Here is a 23,355-nt window from a genome sequence, read left to right as displayed (position 1 = left end):
ATACTAGACCATTAAGAGAGGAGTGCGCCATGCCCTCGGACGATGCGGCGCAGCTGTGGAAGCTGAACCAGCGGCTCCTGACCGTGGTGATGAATTCCTGCGTGGAGACCTTCGACGAACTGGGACTGGAAACGAAAGAATTCTTCGTCCTCGACGAGGTGGACACCTGCAAGTACCCCGCAGTCCTGGCGACGAAGCTGATGCTCCCGAAGGCGAGCGTGACCATGTATCTGCGGAGCCTGGTCAGCAAGGGTTTCGTGCAGCGGGAAATCGACGAAGAGGACCTGCGCCGCCACCGCCTGGCGATCACCGAACGCGGACGCCGGGCGCGCGCCCAGGCACTCGACGCCCTCGCCGGGGGATTCTCCGCCATCATGGAGCGTCTCGATCCGCACGACCGCGACGAGCTGCGACGAATCCTGCTGACACTTCTCGAACCAGCCGACGCGGCAACGACCTGACCTGCCGGCACGAGACGCGCTGTCGGTGCGGCTTCGAGACCCCCTGATCGCTCAGGTCAGGCGAGCAGGGGGGCCGAGCAGGCGGGCGGGAGCGTCTTCTTGTAGCGGGTGCCCGGCGTCGCCGATCCAGTGCAGCCGCGCGTGCGGGATGTGCTCGTCCAGCCAGTGACCGTATTCCGGGGGCAGGACGCAATCCTCCCGACCCCACAGCAGTTGGACGGGGATGCGACCGGCCGCCATCGCGCCGTCGCGCAGCATGACGAAGTGCCGGGCGGCAGGTCCCGGATCGGTGTCGCCGGCAGCGGCGAAGATCTCGGTGATTGTGGCCAGAAACCACTGCCGGTGCGCGAGAAAGGTTCTCCGGACCGGACGGCCGGGGTCGGGATACTCGGGGCCCCCCGGATACAGCTGCAGAACCGCGCGGCCGCCCGCAAACGCTTGGCCTCGTTACTGCGCGACGCTGCTACCGCCCCGCCACCTGTTCGCCGCGCCACCAAGCCCTCGCGCGGAGCTGAAGAACGCCGCATCTCCGCGAAGAAGCGGCGCGGCGTCATCAACCACAATCGCCGTGTCTCCCTCCGACAACTAGCCGACGGTTGCGCTACGCGCCGTATCCGCCGTCGATCCGCAGCACTGCGCCGGTGACGTAGGAGGCTTGCGGACTGGCGAGGAAGACAACGCCTGCGGCGATCTCCTCCGGCCTGCCGTACCGCCCCATCGCCGTTGTAGGCAGGAACATGGCTGCGGCCGGGCTGTCGGCGGGGTTCATTTCGGTGTCGACGAACCCGGACTGGACGACGTTGACCGTGATACCCCGGTGGGCCAGATCGCGTGCCGCGCCCCGGCTGTAGCCCTCGAGAGCCGACTTGGTGCCCGCGTAGTCGGTCATCCCAGGGAAACCCACCCGCGTTCCCACACCCGAGCTGATACTCACGATCCACCCGCCATCGGGCAGCAGCGGGAACGCCGCCCGGATCGCGGCCACCACACTGGTGTAGTTGATGACGAGCTGACGGTCCAAGGCGGACGCGTCGGCAACCTCGCTGTCGATCGGACCGGCGACGTTGACGCCGGCATTGTTGACCAGAATGTCCAGCTTTCCGAAATGCTGGACCACGCTGTGGACCAGATCGGTGGATAAGTCAGGCGCTGTCGCCGGCGATGCCGGGCCGGTGGAGTTGGTTCCACCGGCAGGCATGCATGCCGCCGGAATAGAAATGCTCGGGGATTGTGGGCGGCCTCATACTCCCACCACTGTTCGGCTCGCTTCCAGGACGGGCCGCGCACGATTTTCTTGGATTCCAGTGATCGCCGACGGACTCGGAAAGCATCGCGATCTCCGGGCCGACAAGTTCACAGAGCGTCTTACGCCCGGCGGTGACGGCGACCAAGGCGTGACGCTTCATGCCTTTGGCCAACTCGAACCAGGGTCTCGCCGATTTCTAGAAGCCGGAGCTGCCGGTGGCGGGCAGGCCGGTCGTGGGGACGGTGACCGCGACGAAATCGCTGAACTGTTCCTCCGACTGGTTCACACAACCGCCCCGCACATTGATCGTCGATCCAGGTTCGAGGCCTTCCAGTGTCACCGTGATCGTCTGGCCGACACGCGCCAGCGTCTCATTCCGTGCAGCCTCTTCATAGCCGTCCAGCGGTTTGCTGTCACCAAAGAAGACGCGTTGATTCCCGATCGAAGCCTCCGCCCAGCAAACTCCGCGATCGTTGGGATTGGGCAGTGTGGCGGTCACCGTGCCCACACCGGTGCCGTTGAAACTTACCTCGGGGGCGTTGAACGGCGTGTCCGCACTCGCGGGCGCGGCAGCGAAGGAGGCAAGCGCTACGGCCGCCGCCGAAGCGATAAATCCGATCCGAGGAATTCGTCTGATGATCACATCAATCGACTCTTCCATGGAAAACCCTTCAGGGCAAAGCATGTCAGCCCATACGCCCACGGCCGCCGGGTCGCGAGAGCCAGGGCGGACCCGTTCAGGCGTAACGGCAACTACCAACCTTGAATCATCACATGACACCAGTGACAGGACGCGTACCCGATGGACAGCAGGATCGGCACGTCACGCGCGGTGGCTTCGGCCAGCGCGTCGGCGTCCCACTCCCGCCAGTGCACGGGATTGTCCGCGTGCTGACGCAGATACGGTGAGGTCGCGCGTCCCAGACGATTCACCCTTCCACCCTCTCACGCCTGCCGCCGCCCTGCCGAGCCCCGCGCACGCCCACACTTCTACGGTGGAGCCGTGATCAGAACCGCCGCCCTGGCCCATATCCGCGACCGTCGCCTGATCCAGACCCGTTCGACCGGGAAGACCGTCTTCTACATGGCCGGTGGGAAGATCGATTCGGGGGAGAGCCCGCTGCAGGCACTGCACCGGGAGGTCCGGGAGGAACTCGGCGTCGGCGTCACCGAGGTGAGCGAACTCGGCATCTTCGAGGCCGACGCCTACGGGCACGCCGCCGGGACCCGGCTGCACATGACCTGTTTCCGCGCCGAGGTCACCGCCGAACCCAGCCCGCTCGGCGAGATCGCCGAATTCCGTTACTTCACCGGTGCGGAGTACGCCGCCATGCCCGAGGTCGCGCCCGGCTCACTGCTCGTTTTCGAGCACCTGCACCGGCTGGACCTGATCGACTGGTAGCGGCCGCCGGCCGCCCCGGTGCGACAGCAGACCACCACCCGACCGCGGTGAGCGGCACGGAACGCACAGGTCACCACCCGTGATACCGGCCGTGGTCCCCAAGCGCCGGTCACCGCGCACTACACCGGACGGTCGCGGTCCTCGGCGCCACCGTTCGATGCGGACTCGGCCCGCCGCAGCACGCCCGGTTCGGTGCCCTCGTCGGCTTCCTGATCGGGTTCCGGATGTTCGGGCTCGAAGGTCTCCGGCAGGTTCTTCAGATGTTTGTTCATCGAACGGACCAGCAGGAACGTCCCTGCCAGCAGGATCAGCACGAGCGCCAGCCCGAGCGGGGACGCCTTACCGAATTCCGGGCCGGTCGGCGTACCGGGCGTCTGCGCCAGCAGCACAGTCGCCGATACCGGAAGCGCAGCGGCCCACATCAGCGGTACTCGTCGGTGATACCGGCGAACAGGTCGGTCTCCGGGATATCGGTGCCGACCCGGGTGCGCGCCAGTTCGAACTCCTCGGTCGGCCACAGCCGCTGCTGCATCTCCAGCGGAATGGCGAAGAACGCGCCGTTCGGATCGACCTGGGTGGCGTGGGCACGCAGCGCGTCGTCGCGGCGCGGAAAATACTTACCGCATTCGATCTGGGTGGTGACCCGGGCCATGATGTCGCCGCGTTCCACCGCGTATTTGCGGGACCGGTCCAGCCACTCCTGCAGTGGGAACGGTTCGCCCAGCTTCTCGTACTCTTCGGCGAACACCTCCATCCGCCGGATCGTGAAGCCGTGGTCGTAGTACAGCTTCAGCGGAGTCCACGGCTCGCCCGCGTCGGGGAACTTCTCCGGATCGCCGGCGGCCTCGAACGCGGCCACCGATACCTCATGGCACCGGATATGGTCCGGGTGCGGGTAGCCACCCATCTCGTCGTAGGTGGTCATGACGTGCGGTTTGAACTCGCGGACCACCCGGACCAGCGCCTCGGTGGCCTCTTCGAGCGGGACCAGCGCGAAGGAACCCTCCGGCACCGGCGGCAGCGGGTCGCCCTCGGGCAGTCCCGAGTCGATGAAACCCAGCCAGGTCTGCCGGACGCCCAGCGCGGCTGCCGCGGCCGCCATCTCCTCGCGCCGGATCTCGTCCATCCGCTCCAGCACTCCGGGTGTGTCCATGGCCGGGTTGAGGATGCTGCCGCGTTCCCCGCCGGTCAGGGTGACGACGAGGACATCGTGTCCCTCGTCGGCGTAGCGTGCGGTGGTCGCACCGCCTTTGCTGGATTCGTCGTCGGGGTGGGCGTGCACCGCCATGAGGCGAAGGCCACTCACTTCTCGTTCACCGTCGCTCTCGCTCGCGGGTGTTCGGACTTCGTTACCTATAGTTCCATCTGGACCGATTCTGTTCCGACCTACCCCCCGGGAGCACGAAATCATGACCGATCCCACGCCGGAACCCGGCCGCCCGGGCTCCTCCGGCTCTGCCGCGGCGGCTTCTCCGGAGGCCGCCGATTCCGCGCGGGACCGCAACGCCGACCGCTACGGCCGGCGCACCGCGCGGCCGAATCGCCGCCTGATCGGCGTGGTACTCACGGCCGTGGTGCTGCTCGCCGGGGTCGGGGTCGCCTATCTGGGCTGGGCGAAGTTCGGTCCGAAGGACATCGAATCCGAGGAACTCGGCTACACCGTGCTCGATGATTCCTCGGTCGAGGTGCAGATCCGGCTCACCCGGGCCGACCCGTCGAAACCGGTGGTGTGCCTGGTGCGGGCCATGTCCCGCGACCTCACCGAGGTGGGCCGGCGCGAGGTGCTGGTCCAGCCCACGGCGGGCGACAAGACGGTGCGGGTCTCCACGGTCGTGGAAGCCTCCGAACGTCCGGCTTCCGCGGCGATCTATACGTGCACCGACCGAGTGCCGGGATACCTGAAAACCGAGTGAGTGCGGGTTAGGACCCGGCGGGCGTGGGTATCGCCTGAGTGCTGGAAGTAGGCCGAGCATAGATGACCCGCTGGTAAAAACTCGCCCGACCTGCATCTTTGTGACTCATGCTAAAATGGCTTCACACACGGTTCCGGGGCTCGGAGCCGTGTTTGCTGCATTGGCGGCCGGAGCGGTCGATACCGGGGAGGGTCCCGGAGTCGGACTGTCGGGGTTCTTCGAACTTCCCGCAGATCGCGATAGCCGTCTGCTGAAGCATGTCTGCCTGCGGGTGGGCCGTGCCGCAGTGATCAGGAATCCCGGCCTGCCGGGGACAACTACTAGGGAGTGATCGAGATGACTGAGACCCAAGTGACCTGGCTGACCCCGGAGTCGCACGACAGGCTCAAGAGCGAACTCGACGCGCTCATCGCCAATCGTCCGGTCATCGCCGCCGAGATCAACGAGCGCCGCGAAGAAGGCGACCTCAAGGAGAACGGCGGCTACCACGCGGCGCGCGAGGAACAGGGCCAGCAGGAGGCCCGGATCCGGCAGCTGCAGGAACTGCTGAACAACGCCAAGGTCGGCGTGGCGCCCACCAAGTCCGGTGTCGCGCTGCCCGGGTCCGTGGTGAAGGTCTACTACGACGGTGACGAGTCCGACACCGAGACCTTCCTCATCGCGACCCGCGAGGAGGGCCTGGGCAACCCCGACCTGGAGACCTACTCGCCCAGTTCGCCGCTCGGCAAGGCGCTGATCGACGCGAAGGTCGGTGAGACCCGCGAATACACCCTGCCCAGCGGCAACCTTATGAAGGTGACGCTGGTCAGCGCCGAGCCTTACCACAGCTGAGACCACCGGGCCGGGCGCGGCGCACTCCGCCGGCACCGGACCGCATGACGACGCGAGCGGCCGCATCCGTTTTCCCGGATACGGCCGCTCGTCCATGTCCTGCGTGTCTCCCGAATACTCGGTGGTGCCCCGGCGGGTTCAGCTCAGGGCTTGTTCGAGGTCGGCCAGCAGATCGCTGATGTCCTCGATTCCTACTGACAGCCTTACCAGATCATCGGGCACTTCCAAAAGCGACCCTGCTGTAGAGGCATGGGTCATGGCCGCCGGATGTTCGATCAGCGACTCGATTCCGCCCAGCGATTCGGCGAGCGTGAACACTTTCGTCCGCGAGCACAGATCGCGGGCGGCATCGGGACCACCGGTCAGCCGCACCGAGATCATCCCGCCGAACCGTCGCATCTGCTTGTCGGCGACGGCGTGGCCGGGATGCTCGGGCAGCCCGGGGTAGATCACATGGCTGATCGCGGGATTCCGGGACAGGAACTCGGCCAGGGTCTCGGCGTTGTCGCAGTGCCGGTCCATCCGCAGCGCGAGCGTTTTGGTACCGCGCATCGTGAGGTAGGCGTCGAAGGGGCCCGGTACCGCGCCGGCGCCGTTCTGCAGGAAGGCGAAGGCCGAGTCGAGCTGGGCGTCGTCGGTGACGAGCGCGCCGCCGATGACATCGGAGTGCCCGCCCAGATACTTCGTCGTCGAATGCACCACGACATCGGCGCCGAGCAACAGCGGCTGCTGCAGATACGGGGTGGCGAAGGTGTTGTCGACGACCAATTTGGCGCCGGAGGTGTGCGCGATATCGGCCAGTGCCGGGATATCGCCGATATTGAGCAGCGGATTGGTGGGCGATTCCACCCAGATGAGTTTTGTGTTCGGGCGGATCGCGGCGCGCATCGCGTCGATATCGGTGATCGCGGCCGGCGAATGCTCGATTCCCCATTCGGTGAACACCTTGTCGATCAACCGGAAGGTGCCGCCGTAGGCGTCGTCGGGAATGACGATATGGTCGCCGGGCCGCAACATCGCCCGCAGCGCACAGTCGGTGGCCGCCATCCCCGAGGCGAATGCCCGGCCGTAGCGGCCGACTTCGAGGGACGCCAGGTTGGCCTCCAGCACCGTCCGGGTGGGGTTGCCGGTGCGGGCGTATTCATAGCCGTCCCGCAGTCCACCCACCCCGTCCTGGGCGAAGGTGGAACTGGCATAGATGGGCACGTTCACCGCGCCGGTCCGGGGGTCGGGATCGTAACCGGCGTGCACAGCCCTGGTGGTGAATCCCAGTTCGCTCATACCCCCACCATAAAGGTCCGACGCCGCACAGCCGCACGCCGGGCGGCCGACGTGTGAGCAGGCTCGCGCCCTGGTCCGAGCCGTCCGCACGACAGCCGCCGGCGATTACCCTGAGGCCATGCTGACCGTCGCCGAACTGTTCGCCACAGATTCACTGCTGACCGGGGAGGAACGGGAGATCCGCGATACCGTCGCGGCCTTCACCGACCGGCATATCCGGCCGCATATCGCGGAGTGGTTCGAGGCCGGGGAATTCCCGGTGCGCGATATCGCGCCGGAACTCGGGAAGCTGGGCGTACTCGGGATGCATCTCGAGGGTTACGGCTGCGCCGGCCTGCCTGCCACCGCGTACGGGCTGGCCTGTGAGGAATTGGAGGCGGCCGATTCCGGACTCAGGTCGCTGGTGTCGGTGCAGGGATCGCTGGCGATGACCGCCCTGCACAAATACGGCTCCGAAGAACAGAAACAGCAGTGGCTACCGGATATGGCGGCCGGGCACACGATCGGCTGTTTCGGTCTGACCGAACCGGATTTCGGGTCCAACCCCGGCGGGATGCGCACGCGGGCCCGCCGCGACGGCGGCGACTGGGTGCTCAACGGATCGAAGATGTGGATCACCAACGGGTCGGTGGCCGATATCGCCGTGGTGTGGGCTCAGGTCGAGACCGGTGGAAAGAATGTCGTGCACGGTTTCCTGGTGCCCGCGGGTACGCCCGGGTTCACGGCCCGGGAAATGAAGGGGAAGCTCTCACTACGTGCCTCGGTCACGGCCGAACTCGATTTCGACGAGGTGCGGCTGCCGGCCGACGCGATACTGCCGGGTGCGTCCGGTCTGTCGGGCCCGCTGTCGTGCCTGGGTGAGGCACGGTTCGGAATAATCTTCGGCGCGCTCGGGGCCGCACGCGACTGTTTGAGTGCGACCATCGAATATTCGCGCACCCGCATGGTTTTCGAGAAACCGCTGGCCGCCTATCAACTCACCCAGGCGAAATTGGCGGATATGGCATTGGAATTGGGCAAGGGCCGGCTGCTGGCACTGCACCTGGGGCGGCTGAAGGATCGCGGCGAGCTGACCCCGGAGCAGGTGAGCGCGGGCAAACTGAACAGCACCCGCGAGGCCCTCACGATCGCCAGAGAGTGCCGCACCGTATTGGGCGCCAACGGCATCACTCTCGACTACCCGGTGCTGCGGCACGCGAACAACCTCGAATCGGTCCTCACCTACGAGGGCACCGCGGAGGTCCACCAGCTGGTGCTCGGCAAGGCGCTCACCGACGCGTCGGCGTTCCGCTGACGTCACGAGTGGGGCGGCACCACGTGCCATTTCGCGGGCAGCAACATTCCGTTCCCGGCGAATACACTGCCTCACAAGGTATCCCGCAGGCGCGGAGGACACTGTTACCAACCGTCATCGGCGAGCCATCTCGGTGTCACCCATGAGCCGGTCCGGCGGCGCACTCTGATATTCGTACCCGGCGCGGATCCGAAAACGCCCGGGTGCCGTACAGGGAGGTGCGCCATGAACTCGCAATCACCCGGACCGGGCAATCGCCGACCGTCCGCCACGGCCAAATCCGCCCCCGGCATGAAAGCCGCGCGGATTTCACGCGAACGCGCCACCGCCTGGCGATTACCCGATCAACGCGAGCTGGTGGCCGCGTTCACCGGGGCCGAGGGCCGCGAAACCGATCAGCCACTGCTCACCTGGGCGACCGGACTCGCCGATCTGCATCGCCGCCGGCACGGTGACCCCCTGGCGACAGCCGGAATAGACTGCCGCCGAGCCGAACTCGTCGCGCTGATCGACCGCTGGATCGGCACCGCGCCGCCCGGACGGCAGGTCCGGCGACAGCGCGCCGATTCCTTCGGCGCCACGATCGACCGCATGGCGGCCGCCCACGTACACGCCAACCATCTGCTGCACCACGCCGAACGTGTCTCCGACGACCGAGTGCACGCGGCCTGGTACCGGCTGGCGGTACTGGCCGACGAATGGACCGATCTGGTGGCCGGCGCCGGGCCGGGCCGGCGCCGGGCCTGAGTTGCCCGGGGCCACCACCTGCAGAGATGCGCGAAATATCACAATTCGATAAATGGCGGCGCGTTGTTACCATTAGGTTATGTTCGCCCTGGGTCCCCGTGTGTTCGAGATCTCCGCCCGCCGCTATCTGGAGGGCATCCACCGGACCCACGGGGCGCCGGCTTTCGCGGCTGCCGCCGCGCTGCCGGGGCTGTCCGCGCAACTCGATCAGCACGCCGCCGCCGTCCGCGACATTCTGGACCTCGGGATCGATACGGCCGGGCAGGTCTCGCCGGTCGTCCTGCTGGCCGGATACATGCGCGGACTGCTGGAAGACCGGACCGCGCCCCTCACCGAACCCGCCGACTGGGCGACCGCCCAGTGGCTACACCTGCGGCTGGCCGGAGCCTGCCTGCAGGCCGGGCACTCGGCCCGATGAACGACTTCCGCCGTGCCCCGGAACTCCGGTGCACGGCGGAAGAGAGTCGGGAAGGCAGCGCTCAGCGCAGGTGGCGCGGTTCGCCGCCACCGTAGGGCGACCGACCACCCTCGTCGTAACCGCCATAGGGCTGCTGACCGCCGCCTCCGTAAGGCCCTTGACCGCCGCCACCGTAAGGCCCCTGACCGCCGCCCCCGTAGGGCGCCTGACCGCCGCGGTAGGGGTTTCCGAACTGCCGGTACTCACCACCGGACATCTGCTGCCCGTAACCGCCGGGCTCGTCCGGCTCCCGCCGGATGCCGCCACCGTGCGCGGGCTGCGGTTCGTCCCACTGTTCCGGGTCGCGTCCGGTGCCGGTGGTGGCCGTGGCACCGCGTCCCTCTTGCTGGGCGCCCATCCGCTCCCGCTCCCGCGAGGCGTCCTCCCGGCCGCGCTTATAGGCCTCGGCGTGACCGCGCATGGCCGGCATCTCCTCCTCGAGCCCGCTCAGCCAGGACTCCCAGCGCTGCTGCATCGGGCGCACCAGACCGCCGCCGACACCGACGACCAGGATGCCGCCCAGCGTGGCGAGAACCGCGATCAGGACCGGTGTGGTGACCGTGGTGGCCACCCCGATCTGGTTCAGCGCGGCGACGATACCGATACCCCAGACGAACACCACCGCGATCCGGCCGATCATCGGGCCGTAACTCAGCCCGCCGAGCGCGTTGCGCACCAGATCGCCGACCGCGTGCGCGATAGCGGCCGCGACCACCACGATCAGGATGGCCACCGCTGCCCGGGGCAGCCAGGCGACGATCCCGTTGATCACGTTGCTGACCGGGTTGGGCCCGAAGATCCCGAAGCCCAGCTGCAGGGCGATCAACATGATCGCGTAGAAGGCCAGCCTCCCGAGGAGATCGGACGCGTCGTATTTACTCCCCGCCAGCATCCGCTGGATCTCGCCCCGCTCCACGAGCCGATCGAAACCCACCCGCTCGAGAACTTTGTCGACGATCTTCTCGACCGCCTTGGCGATGATCCAGCCGACGACCAGGATGACCAGGAAGCCGAGGAGCTTGGGTACGAACGTCACGATCGAGCTCCACGCATCAGAGAAACCCTGCTGGAAATCGATTGCCAAACTTGAGGTTTGCACAAGCCCTTCCCTTCGCTCTCCGATCGGACGCGGCGTTTGCCACGAACGGCATAAGCCACGTTATACCCCGATAGAGCAGGCTGAACCCGTGATTGCGGATTAATTGCTAATGCGCCGTGCGGCCGGTGCTGACAAATCCCAGCAGATCGTGTCGGGTGATCACGCCGACCGGTTTCCCGTCCTCGACCACCATCAGCGCATCGGTATCGGAGAGCGCTTTGGTGGCGGCGGAGATCGGCTCGCCCGACCCGATCAGCGGGAACGACGGGCTCATGTGCTGGGCCACCGAATCCGTGAGGTTCGCGCGACCGGTGAACACCGCCGAGAGCAAGTCCCGCTCGGAAACGCTGCCGGCCACCTCTCCGGCCATCACCGGCGGTTCCGCGCCGACGACCGGCATCTGCGAAACGCCGTACTCCCGCAGGATCTCGATGGCGTCGCGCAGGGTTTCCGAGGGATGGGTGTGCACCAGATCCGGTAGTGCGCCCGACTTACCCCGCAACACATCGCCGACCAGCGTTTCCGCGGCCGACCCGTCGAGCGGGCTGCGCAAGAACCCGTAGGAGCTCATCCACTGGTCGTTGAAGATCTTGGACAGATAGCCGCGCCCGCCGTCCGGGAGCAGCACCACCACGACGGCATCCGGGTTGCGCCGGGCAACCTCGAGCGCCGCCACCACGGCCATACCGCACGAACCGCCGACCAGCAAACCTTCCTCCCGGGCCAGGCGCCGGGTCATATCGAAGGAATCCGCGTCGGAGACACCGATGATCTCGTCCGGAATCGCCGGGTCGTAGGCGGAGGGCCAGAAATCCTCGCCGACCCCTTCGACCAGATACGGGCGCCCGGTACCGCCGGAATACACCGATCCCTCCGGATCGGCGCCGATGACCTTCACCGTGCCGCCCGATACCTCCTTGAGGTAGCGGCCCACTCCGGTGATGGTGCCGCCGGTGCCGACACCGGCGACGAAATGGGTCACCGTGCCCTCGGTATCGCGCCAGATCTCCGGCCCGGTGGTCTCGTAGTGGCTGTCCGGACCGCCGGGATTGGAGTACTGGTCCGGTTTCCAGGCGCCCTCGATCTCCTCGACCAGGCGGTCGGAGACGCTGTAGTAGCTGTCGGGGTGCTCCGGCGGCACCGCGGTCGGGCAGACCACCACTTCGGCACCGTAGGCACGCAGCACATTGCGCTTGTCCTCGCTGACCTTGTCCGGGCAGACGAAGACACAGTGGTAGCCACGCTGCTGGGCCACCAGCGCCAAGCCGACACCGGTATTGCCCGAAGTCGGTTCGACGATGGTCCCGCCGGGAGCCAGCTTCCCGGACTTCTCCGCCGCCTCGATCATCTTCACCGCGATACGGTCCTTGGAGCTGCCGCCGGGGTTCAGGTACTCGATCTTGGCGGCCACCAGCCCGGCGCCCTCGGGCACCACCGAGTTCAACCGAACCAGCGGGGTGTTGCCGATGAGGTCCACGACATGATCCGCAATGCGCATACCCCCATCGTTGCAGAGACGTTGCCGGGAGGCTCCGTGTGGTCCGCCACCCCACCGCGTAAATCCGACGGTGTAGCTGCCGAGCCTTTAGGATCTGGGACCTATGAGGCTGCCGAAGCTCGCACGTGCCACCGTGCTCCTGGCCGGGACCGCCTTCGCGCAGGCGGCCGCGTCCGGGGCCACGGCCGGCGCCGCCACCATCGCGTTCGCCGATGTCCCGACGCTGACCTACGGCGGGCTGTGCGGCACCAGCGTCCGCACCTGGGCCGATACCAGCCCGCAGTGGCCGGGCCGCGCGGTACTGAACGTCCGGGCCAACCCGGTCGCCGGCATCGGGCCGGGCGCGTACCCGCTGGCGCCACTGTGTGAGGTACTGACCACGGTGGCCTGGCGCAACCTCGACACCGGGGCCACCGGCACCTACATCAACAATGTGGTGACCGGCATCTACGGCAGCATCCAGTACTCCCTGTTCCAGGACACCGGCCCCGGGCGGGTGGAGGTCGTGGTGACCACGAACCACGCCAGCATTCCGGCGTACGGCAGTTTCGTCGTCCCGGCCTGATGCCTGCCCGTGCGCGACCGGTCCCGGCGCGCACGGTCGCGCGAGATCATTCCCGCTCGTAGAATCCCGGCACATGCGCGAAACTCGGATCGGATGGCGGACGGCCGCGGTGGCCGGCGCCGCCACGGTTCTGGTCGGCTCCGGGGCGGGTACCGCGTCCTGGGCGGCCTATCGGCTGCTCACCACCCAGGCGGGCACGGCGCGCGGCATGATCGGCCGCGACATCTCCAAACCCCCGGAGGCCGACGGCATCTACTCACCACTCGGGTACGAGGGCCGGGGCGCCGGTAAACACGCCGACCTGCACCTGATGATCTTCGGTGACTCCACCGCCGCCGGTCTGGGCTGCCGCGGCGCCGCCGAGGTGCCCGGGGTCCGCATCGCGCACGGGCTGGCCGATGCCACCGGGCAGCGCATCCGGTTGAGCACCAAGGCGATCTCCGGCGCCACCTCCAAGGGGCTGGCCGGGCAGGTGGACGCCATGTTCGTGGCGGGCCCGCCACCGGACGCGGCGGTGGTGCTGGTCGGCGCGAACGATGTCACCAAGAAGCATTCGATCGGCCGGTCCGCCGAACGACTCGGCGCGGCCGTCAGCCGGTTGCACGGGGCGGGCTCCGTCGTCGTGGTCGGCACCTGCCCCGATCTGGGCAGCGTCACCGCCATCCCGGAACCGCTGCGCTCGGTGGTGCACCGGTGGAGCGTCCGGCTGGCACGGGCCCAGACGGCGGCCACCCGGGCGGCCGGCGGCCGCGCCGTCGCCATGGGTGACCTGATCGGCAAGGATTTCCGGGCCGCCCCGGAACAGCTGTTCTCCGCCGACGGTTTCCACCCCTCCGCCGACGGTTACGCGCTGGCGGCCACCCATCTGCTGCCCGAATTGATGAGAGCGCTCGCTGACCGGGATATGGCCACAGCGGATATTTCGTAGTAGCCGGGCGCGACGTAGATTCGAGGGGATCGTACCCGCGAGTAGTGTTCGGCCCGGCCGGGCACACTCCCCGACAAAGGAGTCCTCATGCCAGAGGCCGTCATCGTTTCCGTTGCTCGCTCCCCCATCGGCCGGGCCAACAAGGGGTCGCTGGTGAGCATGCGGCCCGACGACCTGGCCGCGCAGATGGTGCGCGCCGCACTGGACAAGGTCCCTGCCCTGTCACCCGCCGATATCGATGATCTGATGCTCGGCTGCGGCCAGCCCGCCGGCGAATCCGGTTTCAATATGGCCAAGGTCGTCGCCACCCAGCTGGGTTACGACTACATACCCGGTACCACCGTGAACCGCTACTGTTCCTCCTCGCTGCAGACCACCCGGATGGCGTTCCACGCCATCAAGGCCGGCGAGGGCCACGCGTTCATCTCCGCCGGCGTGGAAACCGTCTCCCGCTTCCCGAAGGGCACCGCCGACGGCTGGCCCGACACCCACAATCCGCAGTTCGCCACCGCCGAGGAACGCACCGCCACCACCGCGCAGGGCGGGGTGAGCTGGCGTGACCCGCGCGAGGACGACAACATCCCCGACGTCTACATAGCCATGGGCCAGACCGCGGAGAACGTCGCCTCGTTCACCGGGATCTCCCGTGAAGACCAGGACCACTGGGGCGTGCGGTCGCAGAACCGCGCCGAAGAGGCCATCAAGGCGGGTTTCTTCGAACGCGAGATCACCCCGGTGACGCTGCCCGACGGCACCGTCGTCTCCACCGACGACGGCCCCCGCGCCGGCACCACCTACGAGAAGATCTCCCAGCTCAAGCCGGTCTTCCGCCCGGACGGCACGGTCACCGCCGGTAACGCCTGCCCGCTCAACGACGGCGCCGCCGCCCTGGTCGTCATGAGCGACACCAAGGCCGAGGAGCTGGGCCTGACCCCGCTGGCGCGGATCGTGTCCACCGGGGTCTCCGGCCTCTCTCCCGAGATCATGGGCCTGGGCCCGATCGAAGCGGTACGCAAGGCGCTGAAGCTGGCCGGTAAGACGATCGGCGATATCGACCTCTACGAGATCAACGAGGCCTTCGCGGTGCAGGTCCTCGGTTCGGCCCGGGAACTGGGCATGGACCTGGACAAACTGAATGTATCCGGCGGCGCCATCGCGCTGGGCCACCCGTTCGGTATGACCGGCGCCCGCATCACCGCCACCCTCATCAACAACCTCCAGACCCATGACAAGCAGTTCGGCCTGGAAACGATGTGTGTCGGCGGCGGCCAGGGCATGGCGATGATCATCGAGCGCCTGAGCTGAGGCCGGAGCCAGACCATCCGATCGGTGAGGGCAGACAGCGGTAGCTGACAGCCGATGTCACCGGAAACGACCTCTCCGCGGATATTCACGTCCGTGGGGAGGTCGTTTCTTTTCGTCCGCCACCGTCGTGCGACGCAGACCACACCGACATAGGCGTTCGCTCCCATATTCGGCGCATTGTCGCCGGATCGAGATCCAGCCGCACAGCTCGGAATACTTCTACGACCTGGGCGCAACGACGTGATGCGAGCACGCTACTTCTGCTCTTGCCGGCGCACCATCTCGGTGATCCAGATGGGTGCGAACGGGGAGGTGCAGCCCGGGGAGGTCGGGTAGTCCTCGAGCACCTTCAGCCGCTCGCCGATGGCGATCGCCCGGGCGCGGTACTCCGGGTGCTCGATCCCGATCTGGGCCAGGCAGGTGTTCATCGCCCATTGCAGACGCTCCGGGGCGTCTCTCATCCGCGCTTCGATGATGTCGAGCAGTCCGGGAAGGTCGAGACCGCCGGGTTTCTTGCTCACCCCGTCGGCGGTCAACCCCCACCCGGCGCTCGCCACCACGGGGTCGGGATCGTCGAACCAGGTCACGCGCAGTTCTTCGGCGTGCGGGTTCTTCTTCACCACATAGCTCACGAGCCAGTCGTGCACCTTGGGGGTGCGCGCGTCCCGCAGCATGGCGTCCAGCTCGTCGCGTTCGAACGCTTTCGGGCGACAGATCAGCAGCGCCAGCAGGCGCGCCGAGGTATCACCGGACTCCCACAGTCCACGTGCGAGGTCCTGCTGGGTTTTCAGCCGTTTCGCGACCGCACGCAGCCGGGTGAGGTTCACGCCGTGATCGTCGCCGTGCTTCTCGTTCACCGCGCGGATCTTCGGGTCCGCGAGGTCGGCCAGCTCGGCCAGCACCTCGGCCACGGTCGTCTCGGTCGGCGTCGTCGGGGCCACCTCGGTCTCCTGCCTGTCGGGTGCGGGTACAAGCCTAGGACCTGATATTCCCGAGGTCCCCGTAACCAGATCGGCGATCCAGCCGACCATCCGCCACTCCGGTACATCCCGGGCCTCCCGTGCGCTCAGGTACGGGACCACGACCACCTCGGCATCGTGGTCGAGCGCGTGCTGAACGGCGATCCGGGCCGTGAGTTCCGGCCCGGTGTCGGTGTACGCCGTGTACACCACCCGGAGGTCGTGTGCCCGGGCCAACTGCTCGATCTGCGTGCTGTCGCAGTCCGGCCGGCAGAGCACAACCGCGCGTCTGCCTGGGGTCACCGGCGCGCCTCGGCGGCGTACTCGGCCGCTGCCGCGTAGCGCGGGCAGCGGTGCGCGGCGTGGACGTCCATCACCTGGTGTGCATGCGCGTAGCCGCGGATCGGTTCCTACGAGCGGCAATGCGCGGTCGGTTGGTCGGTGGGTAGCGCCCGGAGCCCGTCCGCCAGCCGGCGCAGAATCGCCGGGTCGTCAGTGACCCAGTGACGGCCCGCCTGCCAGAGTCGTAGCGTGGCGGCCATAGCGAGATTGTGCGGAGCGCGGGTGGGCAGGGACGGTGACTCCTTACGCATCAAAGCCTCATCTCGTAGTCGTAGGCACATTCGTCCGCCCGCCCGTTGGAAAACGATTCGGTCGGGCGGCCGGACCAAGGTAAGAACCCGTCGGCTGTTCGAGGGGTACGGTTCGTACCCCGTACCGCTACGCTTGGAGCACAGGATCACCAGCGAAAGGGGCTGCGGTGGCGATCAATTCCGCTGAAAACTCACCAGTCGGTGCCCGAATCAAGAGGCTGCGTGAGAGGGCCGGCATGTCCCGGCCGGTTCTCGCCGGGCTCCTGGGGCGCTCGGCCGAATGGCTCAAAGCCGTCGAAAACGGGCGGCTACAACCACCTCGGCTACCGATGTTGCTGCGGATCGCGCGAGCGCTCGAGCTGAACGATCTCGCCGAGCTGACCGGTAACGGGCACGCAGTCCCGGTCTCGGTATTCGCCGGTGAGCAGCACGGCGCCCTGTCCGATGTCCAAGCGGCCCTCACCGACTACCGTATGACCCTGCCGACCTCTCCGCCGAACATCCGCCACCTCGAAGAACGGCTGCGGCAGGCTTGGATCGTTCGGCACTCCAGCCCGGACCATCGAACCCAACTCGGCGCGCTCCTGCCCAGTTTGATCAAAGATGCCCAGGATGCCGCACGGGCCCGGGGGGACGGCCGCAGGCAGGCCCGCCGCGTACTCGCCGGCGTTTATCAACTGGCCGATTTCTATGTGGCGTATCAACCAGCCACGGAACTGGTCTGGATGGTCGCCGACCGCGCCCTGTCCGAGGGATACGCCGCGGACGACCCCTATGTGATTGCGTGCGGAGCTTGGGCGATGACCCAGGCGTTGCGTGACTCGGGCCGCTGGGAGGAGGCGATTGCGCTGGCCCGCGACGCTGCCGAGCAGTTGGTCCCGTACCTGGATCGTGACGGCACTCCGGATGATTGGCGCGGAATCCACGGCGCGCTGTACGCCGAAGTCGCTTATGTGCACGCCCGGCGCGGTCGGCACGGTGACGCCTGGGCGAACTGGGAGAAAGCCGATCAGACGGCAAGAGCACTCGGTCCGCGCTATCGGCATGTGCAGACCTCCTTTTCCATGCCAGTGATGGCTGCGCACGCGACGACTCTGGGGGTCGAATTGCGCAGGCCGGGCGAGGCAGTGCGGTCCGCACATTCGTTCGATGCCGACCGGATCGCCTCCGTTCCCCGTCGCAGCAGGCATTTCATCGAGGTTGCCCGAGCCCACTTCCAGCGAGAGGAGCCGGTCGCCGCACTGGCCTTACTGGACAAGTCGGCACGCACTGCTCCAGAAACCATTCGCTACAACGGGTATGCACGCCAGATCCTGCACTCGCTGGTGGAGAAGCCGCCGTCGGGTATGCGCGCCGATGTGAACGATCTGTGCGAACGGGTCGGGGTCACCCCCGCGGCGTGAGGGACCGGCCACCATCGTCCGACCTACGCGTTGACGGTGGATGAATTCGGTGCACCGGCGGCGGTAACCGCCCAGGTCATCTCGGATTCGAAACGCATACCACTCGCGCGATCCGGGCCGATCGGCAACCATTGGACAGGTGATCTGCCCGCACTGCGCGAAGAGTCTGCTGCGCCGCGAGCGCACCGGACGGCGGTGTCCGGCGTGCCGGCGGGAATTCGCGCTGGAGCCGAAGGAGAGCCCGGCGCGGATGCACGATCTGCGGATGCGTCGCCTGACCGAAAAGCTGAGCGACGAAGGCAATCTGCGCTACACCCCCACCCAGCTGTGGTACGCGGCCACGCGCCGGGATGTGCCGAGTGTGGACCGCGGTTACCACGCGGCGCTCGGTTGGATGTGCGGAATCATCGTGGTGGGCGGGTTCATCTGTGTGGTCAGCGGTTTCGTTCCGGTGCGACCGGGCATCGGCGCCGGGCTGCTGCTGCTGATCGTGATCCCGCTGCTGCTGATCTTCGCGAAACCGTGGTTCCGGCAGCGGACGACGGTGCGTATACCGGTGACGCGGCGGGAATTTCGCACGGGAGTGTTCGATCGCTGGGCACAGATCTACGGCGGGCCGCCGGCCGGAATGGTGGCCGAGGACATCCCGTTGCCCACGGTGCCGACACCGCGACTGGCCCTGCTGTGCGCAGACCGTTCGGTACTCGCCTGTCTCGCCGCGAACAACGCCGCCGAGCTATGGGAGATGGCACTGGCCGATCGAGTGGACCGGTTGCCGCCGGAGGTGCCGGTCCTCGTCCTGCACGACGCCGGTCTGCCCGGTGTCGGATTCGGAGCGCGCGCCCGCAATGCCTTGGGCGCCCGCGTGGTCCTGCTCGGACTGTCCGCGAAATCGGCGCTCGCGGCCCGCTCGGCGGTGCGGTTACGGGAGCGGCCGGATCCGGCGGCGCCGCCTGTGCCGGAGTGGGCCGCCGGGTCGGCGGCAGAACGCGACTGGCTGGCCGCCGGCTGGTGGTCACCGGTCGGGGCGCTGTCGCCCGCGGCACTGCTGGGCGTGGTGGCGCGCGGGGTCGAGCGGGTACAGGAGGCCGGTGACCCGGACCGGCAGCGCGCCCGGGAGATAGGTTTCCTGACGTGGCCGAGCAGTTGACACCGGCCCGGTGGACACAGCGGGTATTCGATCGGCTGCTGCCGATCGCGGCGTCCCGGGCCGCCGCGCCCAGCGGGATCCGGTTCACCGAACGCCAGCTCTACTACGAACTCTGCCGGCTGCTCGCCCCGGTGCCCCCGCTCCCGCGCCGGGTCGCGTTCACCGTCCCGGCGCCGCTGTCCTTCGCCACTTTCCGCACCGCGCTCGCCCGGCACGGCGAGATTTCCGGCCTGCTCACACCGGCACCACCGCGGACGGCGACCCCGGGAGCGCACACTCCCGAACCCGACCTGTTCGACTACGGCCTGCCGCGCCTGCTGATCTGCGAATCGCACACCGTCGCGCATATGCTGCGCGCCAACGGTCTGCCGATGGAATCGGCGACACCGGTGCTCAGCGCGGCCGAACTGCCGCTACACCCCGGTGTGACGGCGATGCTCGCCCGCGGCTCGGGTGACGTCTACGTCCTGCACGAAGCGAGCGCGGCGGGTCTCGCGTTTCCCACCCGGCCGGCCGAACTCACCGGGATTCCCGCGGGGCTGCGCGTGCTGCCGCTCGGCCTGCGGCCCCGGCAGGCCATGGGACTGCACCTGTTCCACATCGACCCCACCGTCGATTCGGGACGACCACCGGACACCTCCTCGCCGCCGGATGCGTCGCGACCGACATTCGATGGCCGAGGATCGGTGCCGCTGGGTCCGGAGGTCGCACCGCCGGAAGCGACCGGCGTAGAACCGCCGACTCGGCTGCTCGCCGAGGATCACCCGGACAACGAGCCGGGCCCCGGTTTTCTGGACGAGCGGGAACAAGCCTGGCTGCGTCGCGGCCGGACAGTCGAACTCGACGCGGTCCGGCCGGCTGTCCTGCTGCGCTCGGTGCATCGGCTGGTCCGCGGCGTACGCACCCCGCCACCGCCGCTGGTGGAGCTGCGGCGTGCCCGCCGCAGCGGGTTCCTGACCTGGCCCGCCGCCTGAGCACCCGCCGCACGAGAGGAGGCCACTGTGTCCCGATACCAGCAGCTCGCCTATACCGATGAGCTGCTCGCCGACGACACTGTGCACCGGCGCTACGCCGACGGCAGGCAGGAGTGGCGGCGACGCGGCCCGGGCGCCACGGTCACCTGGCGGGACGACCGGGGTGATTCCGGGGTCGACGAACCGCTGGGCCGAAAGATCGTCAAACGCACCCTGCGCGACGGCTCGGTCCGCTACGGACGCGAATCCGGTTACGGCCGGACCCTGTGGAGCGACGGCGTATTGACGGTCAACCGCTCCTCCTTCGGCGGCAGGCTCGGCGCGATCCTCGCCGGCGTCGCCGGTGGCGCTCTGCTCGGCGCGCTGGTACTGCCCCCGATGTCGCTGACTCCGGAGGAGGAAGGGGAACTACGCAACCAGGCGGCGCAATCCAGCAGCGGTAGCGGTGAAACGGGCGGCGACTACGGCGATTGGGACGACGGATACGGTGACGACGACGATTTCGGGTGAGTACTGAATGTCTCGATGGTGTGCGTTCCTGACCGGCGACGACCCGTCCACTCATCTGCGGGCCGTCGGTGGTGAGCCGGTCACGGCCCGCGGCGGGCACGCCCTGGGCCTGCTCGACGGGCCGGGCACCGCGCGCGGGCCCTTCGTCGCCGGCGAGCTGAGCGCGGTCGGTGAGGTCACGCTGTTCAACGCCGACCGGCTACGGGCCCGCCTCGGCGCGGCGGCCCCACCGCCCGGCCGGTCCGACGGTGACCTGCTCCTGCGCTACTACGCCCGGTTCGGCGCCGCGGGCCTCGCCGCCGCCGAGGGTATGTTCGCCCTCGCCATCGCCGACGGGCCCGATCTGGTGCTCGCGCGCGATCATCTGGGCGCCCGCACCCTCTTCCACGCCCGCGCGGCGGCGGGCTGGGCCGCCGCGACCTCGTTACGTGCCCTGAGCCGCTGGCCCGCGTTGCGCACCGGTCTGCACCTGCCCGCGGTGCGGTCCTTCCTCACCTTCGCGTACCTGCCCGGGCGCGAGACCCTCCTGCGCGATATCCACGAGGTGCTTCCGGGTCGCTGTGTACGGTTGCGCCCGGACGGCACCTCCGACGAGTACACGTTCTGGGAGCCGCGCGAGACCGCGGACGAGCGGTCCGTCGACGAGCACATTCTGGCGTTACGTGCTCTCCTCGAGGATGCCGTCGCCCGGCGGCTGCCCCCGGGTGAACCCGTCGGCGTGCTGCTGTCCGGCGGAATCGACAGCAGTCTGGTCACCGCGCTCGCCGCGAAATCGCACGATCAGGCCGTGCGCACCTATTCGATCGGTTTCGGCGGCACCGCCCCGGACGAACTCGGCTACTCCGGGCTCGTCGCGGCGCACTGCGGTACCGAGCACCGGGTGCTCACAGTGCCCGGCGAGACGATCGCCGCCCGGCTGGCGGATACGGTGGGCCTGCTCGACTGCCCGGTCGGTGATCCGCTCACCGTGCCGAATCTGATGCTCGCCGAAGCGGTTGCCGCGGACGGTATCCGCGTCGCGCTCAACGGCGAGGGCGGCGATCCGGTGTTCGGCGGCCCCAAGAACCTGGCGATGTTGATCTTCGAGCTGTCCCGTGACGACCCCGATCCCGACGCCCGCGCCCGCGCGTATCTGGACAGCTACCGCAAATGCTACGGCGACCTGCCCACCCTGCTGACCCCGGAGACACTCGCCGCGCTGGAGGGGGCGCCGTCTCCGGCCGAGCACATCGCTTCCTACCTGCGCCAGGGCCGGATGACCAGCCTGCTCAACCAATTACTGCACACCAACCTGCGCACCAAGGGCGCCCACCACATCCTGACCAAGGTGGAGCGGCTCACCGCCGCCAGCGGGATCGAAGGCCGGGCACCGCTGTTCGACCGCGCCGTCGTCGACCACTCCTTCGCCGTCCCGCCCACCGCGAAGCTCGCGGGCAGCAGCGAGAAATGGATCCTCAAAGAGGCCGTACGCGATCTGCTGCCGCCCACGATCGTCGACCGTCCCAAGAGCGGTATGCGAGTACCGGTGCAGCAATGGCTGGACGGCCCGCTCCGCGATCTCGGCAACGACCTGCTGCTCGGCCGCGCCGCTCGCGCCCGCGGACTCTTCCGGCAGGACACCGTGCGCGCCTGGCTACGCGGCGAGGGAGCACTGCTCCCCCGGCAGGGCGGCAAACTGTGGCTGGTGCTGTCGCTGGAATTATGGCTTCGTTCGTTCGACGTGGGGCCGTGACCGCCGTCCGCACGTCCGGTACCGAGGAGTCAGCCCGATGACCGAGCCGCGCATCAAGAATCATGCCGACGACGAGAACGAGATCCACGATCTCACCGAATTCCAGGACGCGGGCCGCAATGTCGTGACACCAGTAGCGCGGTTCGCGCCCGAGGTGGCCGGGGTGGTGGTGGACGCCTTCGCGCAGATCGTCCGGACCGCCCGGGCCACCCGGGCGGCGAACACCCCCGACGCCCAGGGCATCGTGCGCGCGCAGACTTTCGAAGAAGGTGATGTCTACCTGCTGGAAACCCCCTTCGAAGGGTTCTTCGCCGACCGCTACCTCATGGATTTCTACGACGCCGCCGAACGCGGCATCTGCTCGCGGATGCACCTGCACACCGGACTGCGCTTCGTCCGCATGATGACCGGCCCCGGCACCCATATCCGGGTCGGCGCGCTGTCGCCCTTCGTCGTCACCGACGTTCCCGGAGTGACGCCTTTCCGGCCCGAGTGTTTCACCGACGACCTGCCCGACACCCCGCCCGGCGTGCACCGCACCCGTTACAACCTGATCGTGCCGCCGTGCTCGTTCGTCGATATGCAGATCCCCCGCGGGGTCAGCCACCAATTCAATGCCGTCGGCCCGCACGCGGTGATCGATTCGGTGCACCCGGAGGAGTCCCTCGAGGTCCTGCGCGAGGGTATGGCGGGCTACAAGATGATGGCGCAGACCGTATTCCTGGCCCGGGAGCTACCGGATGCCTCGACCTGCACCGAACTCGTAGCCGGCGATTCCTGAGCCGGACCCGGGCCGCGGCGGGTGCCGAATTCCGAACCGGCGGGTCGTTCCGGCGCTCAGGTTTCGTGCCATCCGGCAGGTATTTCTACTACCTGATCACCGCCTCAGCACCAGAAACCTACATTCCAACAACACAACCCAAGCCGCTCGACATCCATTGGGGCATCTACTCAGTCCACAAACGGGTTGATGTGAGGGCGTGGTTGGCAGCCAACGCAGTCGAGTT

26 protein-coding genes and 1 pseudogene are annotated in these 23,355 nt (G+C 68.0%); 16 read left to right on the top strand and 11 right to left on the bottom strand.

Features of this window, described 5'->3' with window-relative positions; all coding sequences use genetic code 11:
* Positions 1–29 precede the first annotated feature (29 nt).
* Complete coding sequence (locus AB0H42_RS26615) at positions 30–461, top strand: MarR family transcriptional regulator (protein ID WP_357060664.1); 432 nt, start codon at positions 30–32, stop codon at positions 459–461.
* Positions 462–512: 51 nt separating this feature from the next.
* Here the strand turns inward: AB0H42_RS26615 and AB0H42_RS26610 are convergent, their stop codons facing one another.
* The 4 genes and pseudogenes from AB0H42_RS26610 to AB0H42_RS26595 form a co-directional block, all read right to left on the bottom strand.
* A complete protein-coding gene (locus tag AB0H42_RS26610; RefSeq protein ID WP_357060661.1) occupies positions 513–701 on the bottom strand; it encodes a hypothetical protein in 189 nt (62 codons plus the stop codon).
* A 361-nt stretch (positions 702–1,062) separates the two neighbouring features.
* Positions 1,063–1,659: an SDR family oxidoreductase gene (locus AB0H42_RS26605; protein ID WP_357060658.1), complete on the bottom strand. Its 597-nt coding sequence runs from the start codon at positions 1,657–1,659 to the stop codon at positions 1,063–1,065.
* A gap of 244 nt (positions 1,660–1,903) precedes the next feature.
* Positions 1,904–2,368: a hypothetical protein gene (locus AB0H42_RS26600; RefSeq protein WP_357060655.1), complete on the bottom strand. Its 465-nt coding sequence runs from the start codon at positions 2,366–2,368 to the stop codon at positions 1,904–1,906.
* A gap of 107 nt (positions 2,369–2,475) precedes the next feature.
* Positions 2,476–2,640: pseudogene (locus AB0H42_RS26595) on the bottom strand (DUF255 domain-containing protein); the annotation flags it as partial.
* A gap of 70 nt (positions 2,641–2,710) precedes the next feature.
* Between AB0H42_RS26595 and AB0H42_RS26590 the strand changes: the two are divergent.
* A complete protein-coding gene (locus AB0H42_RS26590) occupies positions 2,711–3,109 on the top strand; it encodes an NUDIX domain-containing protein (protein ID WP_357060652.1) in 399 nt (132 codons plus the stop codon).
* 119 nt (positions 3,110–3,228) lie between these two features.
* On the opposite strand, the gene AB0H42_RS26585 is transcribed toward AB0H42_RS26590, so the two are convergent.
* Positions 3,229–3,531, bottom strand: coding sequence for a hypothetical protein (locus AB0H42_RS26585; RefSeq protein ID WP_357060649.1), 303 nt, complete (start codon positions 3,529–3,531; stop codon positions 3,229–3,231).
* Complete coding sequence (gene mca / locus AB0H42_RS26580) at positions 3,531–4,397, bottom strand: mycothiol conjugate amidase Mca (RefSeq protein WP_357060708.1); 867 nt, start codon at positions 4,395–4,397, stop codon at positions 3,531–3,533. The genes AB0H42_RS26585 and mca overlap by 1 nt, the downstream gene beginning before the upstream one ends.
* Positions 4,398–4,518: 121 nt before the next feature.
* On the opposite strand from mca, the gene AB0H42_RS26575 reads away from it, so the two are divergent.
* Complete coding sequence (locus AB0H42_RS26575; protein ID WP_357060646.1) at positions 4,519–5,022, top strand: DUF4307 domain-containing protein; 504 nt, start codon at positions 4,519–4,521, stop codon at positions 5,020–5,022.
* Between the two features lie 336 nt (positions 5,023–5,358).
* Positions 5,359–5,853 (top strand): transcription elongation factor GreA, encoded by a 495-nt coding sequence (gene greA / locus AB0H42_RS26570; RefSeq protein WP_357060644.1) that lies wholly within the window; start codon positions 5,359–5,361, stop codon positions 5,851–5,853.
* Positions 5,854–5,991: 138 nt separating this feature from the next.
* Here greA and AB0H42_RS26565 read toward each other — a convergent pair whose 3' ends face one another.
* Positions 5,992–7,134 carry a cystathionine gamma-synthase gene (locus AB0H42_RS26565; protein ID WP_357060641.1) on the bottom strand — a complete coding sequence of 381 codons (1,143 nt, stop codon included), beginning with the start codon at positions 7,132–7,134 and terminating at the stop codon, positions 5,992–5,994.
* Between the two features lie 118 nt (positions 7,135–7,252).
* Between AB0H42_RS26565 and AB0H42_RS26560 the strand changes: the two genes are divergently transcribed.
* The 3 genes from AB0H42_RS26560 to AB0H42_RS26550 all read left to right on the top strand — a co-directional run bounded on the left by AB0H42_RS26560 (position 7,253) and on the right by AB0H42_RS26550 (position 9,593).
* Positions 7,253–8,428 carry an acyl-CoA dehydrogenase family protein gene (locus AB0H42_RS26560; protein WP_357060638.1) on the top strand — a complete coding sequence of 392 codons (1,176 nt, stop codon included), beginning with the start codon at positions 7,253–7,255 and terminating at the stop codon, positions 8,426–8,428.
* 225 nt (positions 8,429–8,653) lie between these two features.
* Positions 8,654–9,175 (top strand): DUF4254 domain-containing protein, encoded by a 522-nt coding sequence (locus AB0H42_RS26555; protein WP_357060636.1) that lies wholly within the window; start codon positions 8,654–8,656, stop codon positions 9,173–9,175.
* A 79-nt stretch (positions 9,176–9,254) separates the two neighbouring features.
* Positions 9,255–9,593, top strand: a complete 339-nt coding sequence (locus AB0H42_RS26550) for a DUF6401 family natural product biosynthesis protein (RefSeq protein WP_357060633.1) — start codon at positions 9,255–9,257, stop codon at positions 9,591–9,593.
* A gap of 61 nt (positions 9,594–9,654) precedes the next feature.
* On the opposite strand, the gene AB0H42_RS26545 is transcribed toward AB0H42_RS26550, so the two are convergent.
* A complete protein-coding gene (locus tag AB0H42_RS26545; protein WP_357060631.1) occupies positions 9,655–10,731 on the bottom strand; it encodes a hypothetical protein in 1,077 nt (358 codons plus the stop codon).
* A 106-nt stretch (positions 10,732–10,837) separates the two neighbouring features.
* A complete protein-coding gene (locus tag AB0H42_RS26540; protein WP_357060628.1) occupies positions 10,838–12,229 on the bottom strand; it encodes a cystathionine beta-synthase in 1,392 nt (463 codons plus the stop codon).
* A gap of 103 nt (positions 12,230–12,332) precedes the next feature.
* Between AB0H42_RS26540 and AB0H42_RS26535 the strand changes: the two genes are divergently transcribed.
* From AB0H42_RS26535 to AB0H42_RS26525, 3 genes are all read left to right on the top strand, one after another.
* A complete protein-coding gene (locus AB0H42_RS26535) occupies positions 12,333–12,794 on the top strand; it encodes a hypothetical protein (RefSeq protein ID WP_357060625.1) in 462 nt (153 codons plus the stop codon).
* 73 nt (positions 12,795–12,867) lie between these two features.
* The gene (locus AB0H42_RS26530) at positions 12,868–13,722 is read left to right on the top strand and encodes an SGNH/GDSL hydrolase family protein (protein ID WP_357060622.1); all 855 of its coding nucleotides are present in this window, start codon (positions 12,868–12,870) and stop codon (positions 13,720–13,722) included.
* A gap of 87 nt (positions 13,723–13,809) precedes the next feature.
* Positions 13,810–15,027 carry an acetyl-CoA C-acetyltransferase gene (locus tag AB0H42_RS26525; RefSeq protein ID WP_357060620.1) on the top strand — a complete coding sequence of 406 codons (1,218 nt, stop codon included), beginning with the start codon at positions 13,810–13,812 and terminating at the stop codon, positions 15,025–15,027.
* A 254-nt stretch (positions 15,028–15,281) separates the two neighbouring features.
* On the opposite strand, the gene AB0H42_RS26520 is transcribed toward AB0H42_RS26525, so the two are convergent.
* Both AB0H42_RS26520 and AB0H42_RS26515 read right to left on the bottom strand, forming a co-directional pair.
* Complete coding sequence (locus AB0H42_RS26520) at positions 15,282–15,968, bottom strand: DNA alkylation repair protein (RefSeq protein ID WP_357060705.1); 687 nt, start codon at positions 15,966–15,968, stop codon at positions 15,282–15,284.
* A 428-nt stretch (positions 15,969–16,396) separates the two neighbouring features.
* The gene (locus AB0H42_RS26515) at positions 16,397–16,579 is read right to left on the bottom strand and encodes a hypothetical protein (protein ID WP_357060618.1); all 183 of its coding nucleotides are present in this window, start codon (positions 16,577–16,579) and stop codon (positions 16,397–16,399) included.
* Between the two features lie 167 nt (positions 16,580–16,746).
* On the opposite strand from AB0H42_RS26515, the gene AB0H42_RS26510 reads away from it, so the two are divergent.
* From AB0H42_RS26510 to AB0H42_RS26485, 6 genes are all read left to right on the top strand, one after another.
* Positions 16,747–17,982, top strand: coding sequence for a helix-turn-helix transcriptional regulator (locus AB0H42_RS26510; protein WP_357060615.1), 1,236 nt, complete (start codon positions 16,747–16,749; stop codon positions 17,980–17,982).
* 139 nt (positions 17,983–18,121) lie between these two features.
* Positions 18,122–19,132 (top strand): hypothetical protein, encoded by a 1,011-nt coding sequence (locus AB0H42_RS26505; RefSeq protein WP_357060613.1) that lies wholly within the window; start codon positions 18,122–18,124, stop codon positions 19,130–19,132.
* Positions 19,117–20,106: a hypothetical protein gene (locus tag AB0H42_RS26500; protein ID WP_357060610.1), complete on the top strand. Its 990-nt coding sequence runs from the start codon at positions 19,117–19,119 to the stop codon at positions 20,104–20,106. Before AB0H42_RS26505 ends, AB0H42_RS26500 begins: the two co-directional genes overlap by 16 nt.
* Before the next feature lie 27 nt (positions 20,107–20,133).
* Positions 20,134–20,616 carry a hypothetical protein gene (locus AB0H42_RS26495; protein WP_357060607.1) on the top strand — a complete coding sequence of 161 codons (483 nt, stop codon included), beginning with the start codon at positions 20,134–20,136 and terminating at the stop codon, positions 20,614–20,616.
* 7 nt (positions 20,617–20,623) lie between these two features.
* Positions 20,624–22,348, top strand: coding sequence for an asparagine synthetase B family protein (locus AB0H42_RS26490; RefSeq protein WP_357060605.1), 1,725 nt, complete (start codon positions 20,624–20,626; stop codon positions 22,346–22,348).
* A 37-nt stretch (positions 22,349–22,385) separates the two neighbouring features.
* Complete coding sequence (locus tag AB0H42_RS26485; RefSeq protein ID WP_357060602.1) at positions 22,386–23,129, top strand: hypothetical protein; 744 nt, start codon at positions 22,386–22,388, stop codon at positions 23,127–23,129.
* The last annotated feature ends 226 nt before the right edge of the window (positions 23,130–23,355 follow it).

This window comes from Nocardia sp. NPDC050799, from assembly GCF_040654015.1.
GTDB lineage: Bacteria > Actinomycetota > Actinomycetes > Mycobacteriales > Mycobacteriaceae > Nocardia.
The sequence above is the reverse complement of the archived record's forward strand: the minus strand, read 5'-3'. Positions and strand labels throughout refer to the sequence as shown.

What these genes read in the sequence shown, in the direction of transcription:
- AB0H42_RS26615 (WP_357060664.1), top strand. Translation starts at nt 30, where the DNA reads ATGCCCTCGGACGATGCGGCGCAGCTGTGGAAGCTGAACCAGCGGCTC.
- AB0H42_RS26610 (WP_357060661.1), bottom strand. Translation starts at nt 701, where the DNA reads ATGGCGGCCGGTCGCATCCCCGTCCAACTGCTGTGGGGTCGGGAGGAT.
- AB0H42_RS26605 (WP_357060658.1), bottom strand. Translation starts at nt 1,659, where the DNA reads ATGCCTGCCGGTGGAACCAACTCCACCGGCCCGGCATCGCCGGCGACA.
- AB0H42_RS26600 (WP_357060655.1), bottom strand. Translation starts at nt 2,368, where the DNA reads ATGGAAGAGTCGATTGATGTGATCATCAGACGAATTCCTCGGATCGGA.
- AB0H42_RS26585 (WP_357060649.1), bottom strand. Translation starts at nt 3,531, where the DNA reads ATGTGGGCCGCTGCGCTTCCGGTATCGGCGACTGTGCTGCTGGCGCAG.
- mca (WP_357060708.1), bottom strand. Translation starts at nt 4,397, where the DNA reads ATGGCGGTGCACGCCCACCCCGACGACGAATCCAGCAAAGGCGGTGCG.
- AB0H42_RS26575 (WP_357060646.1), top strand. Translation starts at nt 4,519, where the DNA reads ATGACCGATCCCACGCCGGAACCCGGCCGCCCGGGCTCCTCCGGCTCT.
- greA (WP_357060644.1), top strand. Translation starts at nt 5,359, where the DNA reads ATGACTGAGACCCAAGTGACCTGGCTGACCCCGGAGTCGCACGACAGG.
- AB0H42_RS26565 (WP_357060641.1), bottom strand. Translation starts at nt 7,134, where the DNA reads ATGAGCGAACTGGGATTCACCACCAGGGCTGTGCACGCCGGTTACGAT.
- AB0H42_RS26560 (WP_357060638.1), top strand. Translation starts at nt 7,253, where the DNA reads ATGCTGACCGTCGCCGAACTGTTCGCCACAGATTCACTGCTGACCGGG.
- AB0H42_RS26555 (WP_357060636.1), top strand. Translation starts at nt 8,654, where the DNA reads ATGAACTCGCAATCACCCGGACCGGGCAATCGCCGACCGTCCGCCACG.
- AB0H42_RS26550 (WP_357060633.1), top strand. Translation starts at nt 9,255, where the DNA reads ATGTTCGCCCTGGGTCCCCGTGTGTTCGAGATCTCCGCCCGCCGCTAT.
- AB0H42_RS26540 (WP_357060628.1), bottom strand. Translation starts at nt 12,229, where the DNA reads ATGCGCATTGCGGATCATGTCGTGGACCTCATCGGCAACACCCCGCTG.
- AB0H42_RS26535 (WP_357060625.1), top strand. Translation starts at nt 12,333, where the DNA reads ATGAGGCTGCCGAAGCTCGCACGTGCCACCGTGCTCCTGGCCGGGACC.
- AB0H42_RS26530 (WP_357060622.1), top strand. Translation starts at nt 12,868, where the DNA reads ATGCGCGAAACTCGGATCGGATGGCGGACGGCCGCGGTGGCCGGCGCC.
- AB0H42_RS26525 (WP_357060620.1), top strand. Translation starts at nt 13,810, where the DNA reads ATGCCAGAGGCCGTCATCGTTTCCGTTGCTCGCTCCCCCATCGGCCGG.
- AB0H42_RS26515 (WP_357060618.1), bottom strand. Translation starts at nt 16,579, where the DNA reads ATGCGTAAGGAGTCACCGTCCCTGCCCACCCGCGCTCCGCACAATCTC.
- AB0H42_RS26490 (WP_357060605.1), top strand. Translation starts at nt 20,624, where the DNA reads ATGTCTCGATGGTGTGCGTTCCTGACCGGCGACGACCCGTCCACTCAT.
- AB0H42_RS26485 (WP_357060602.1), top strand. Translation starts at nt 22,386, where the DNA reads ATGACCGAGCCGCGCATCAAGAATCATGCCGACGACGAGAACGAGATC.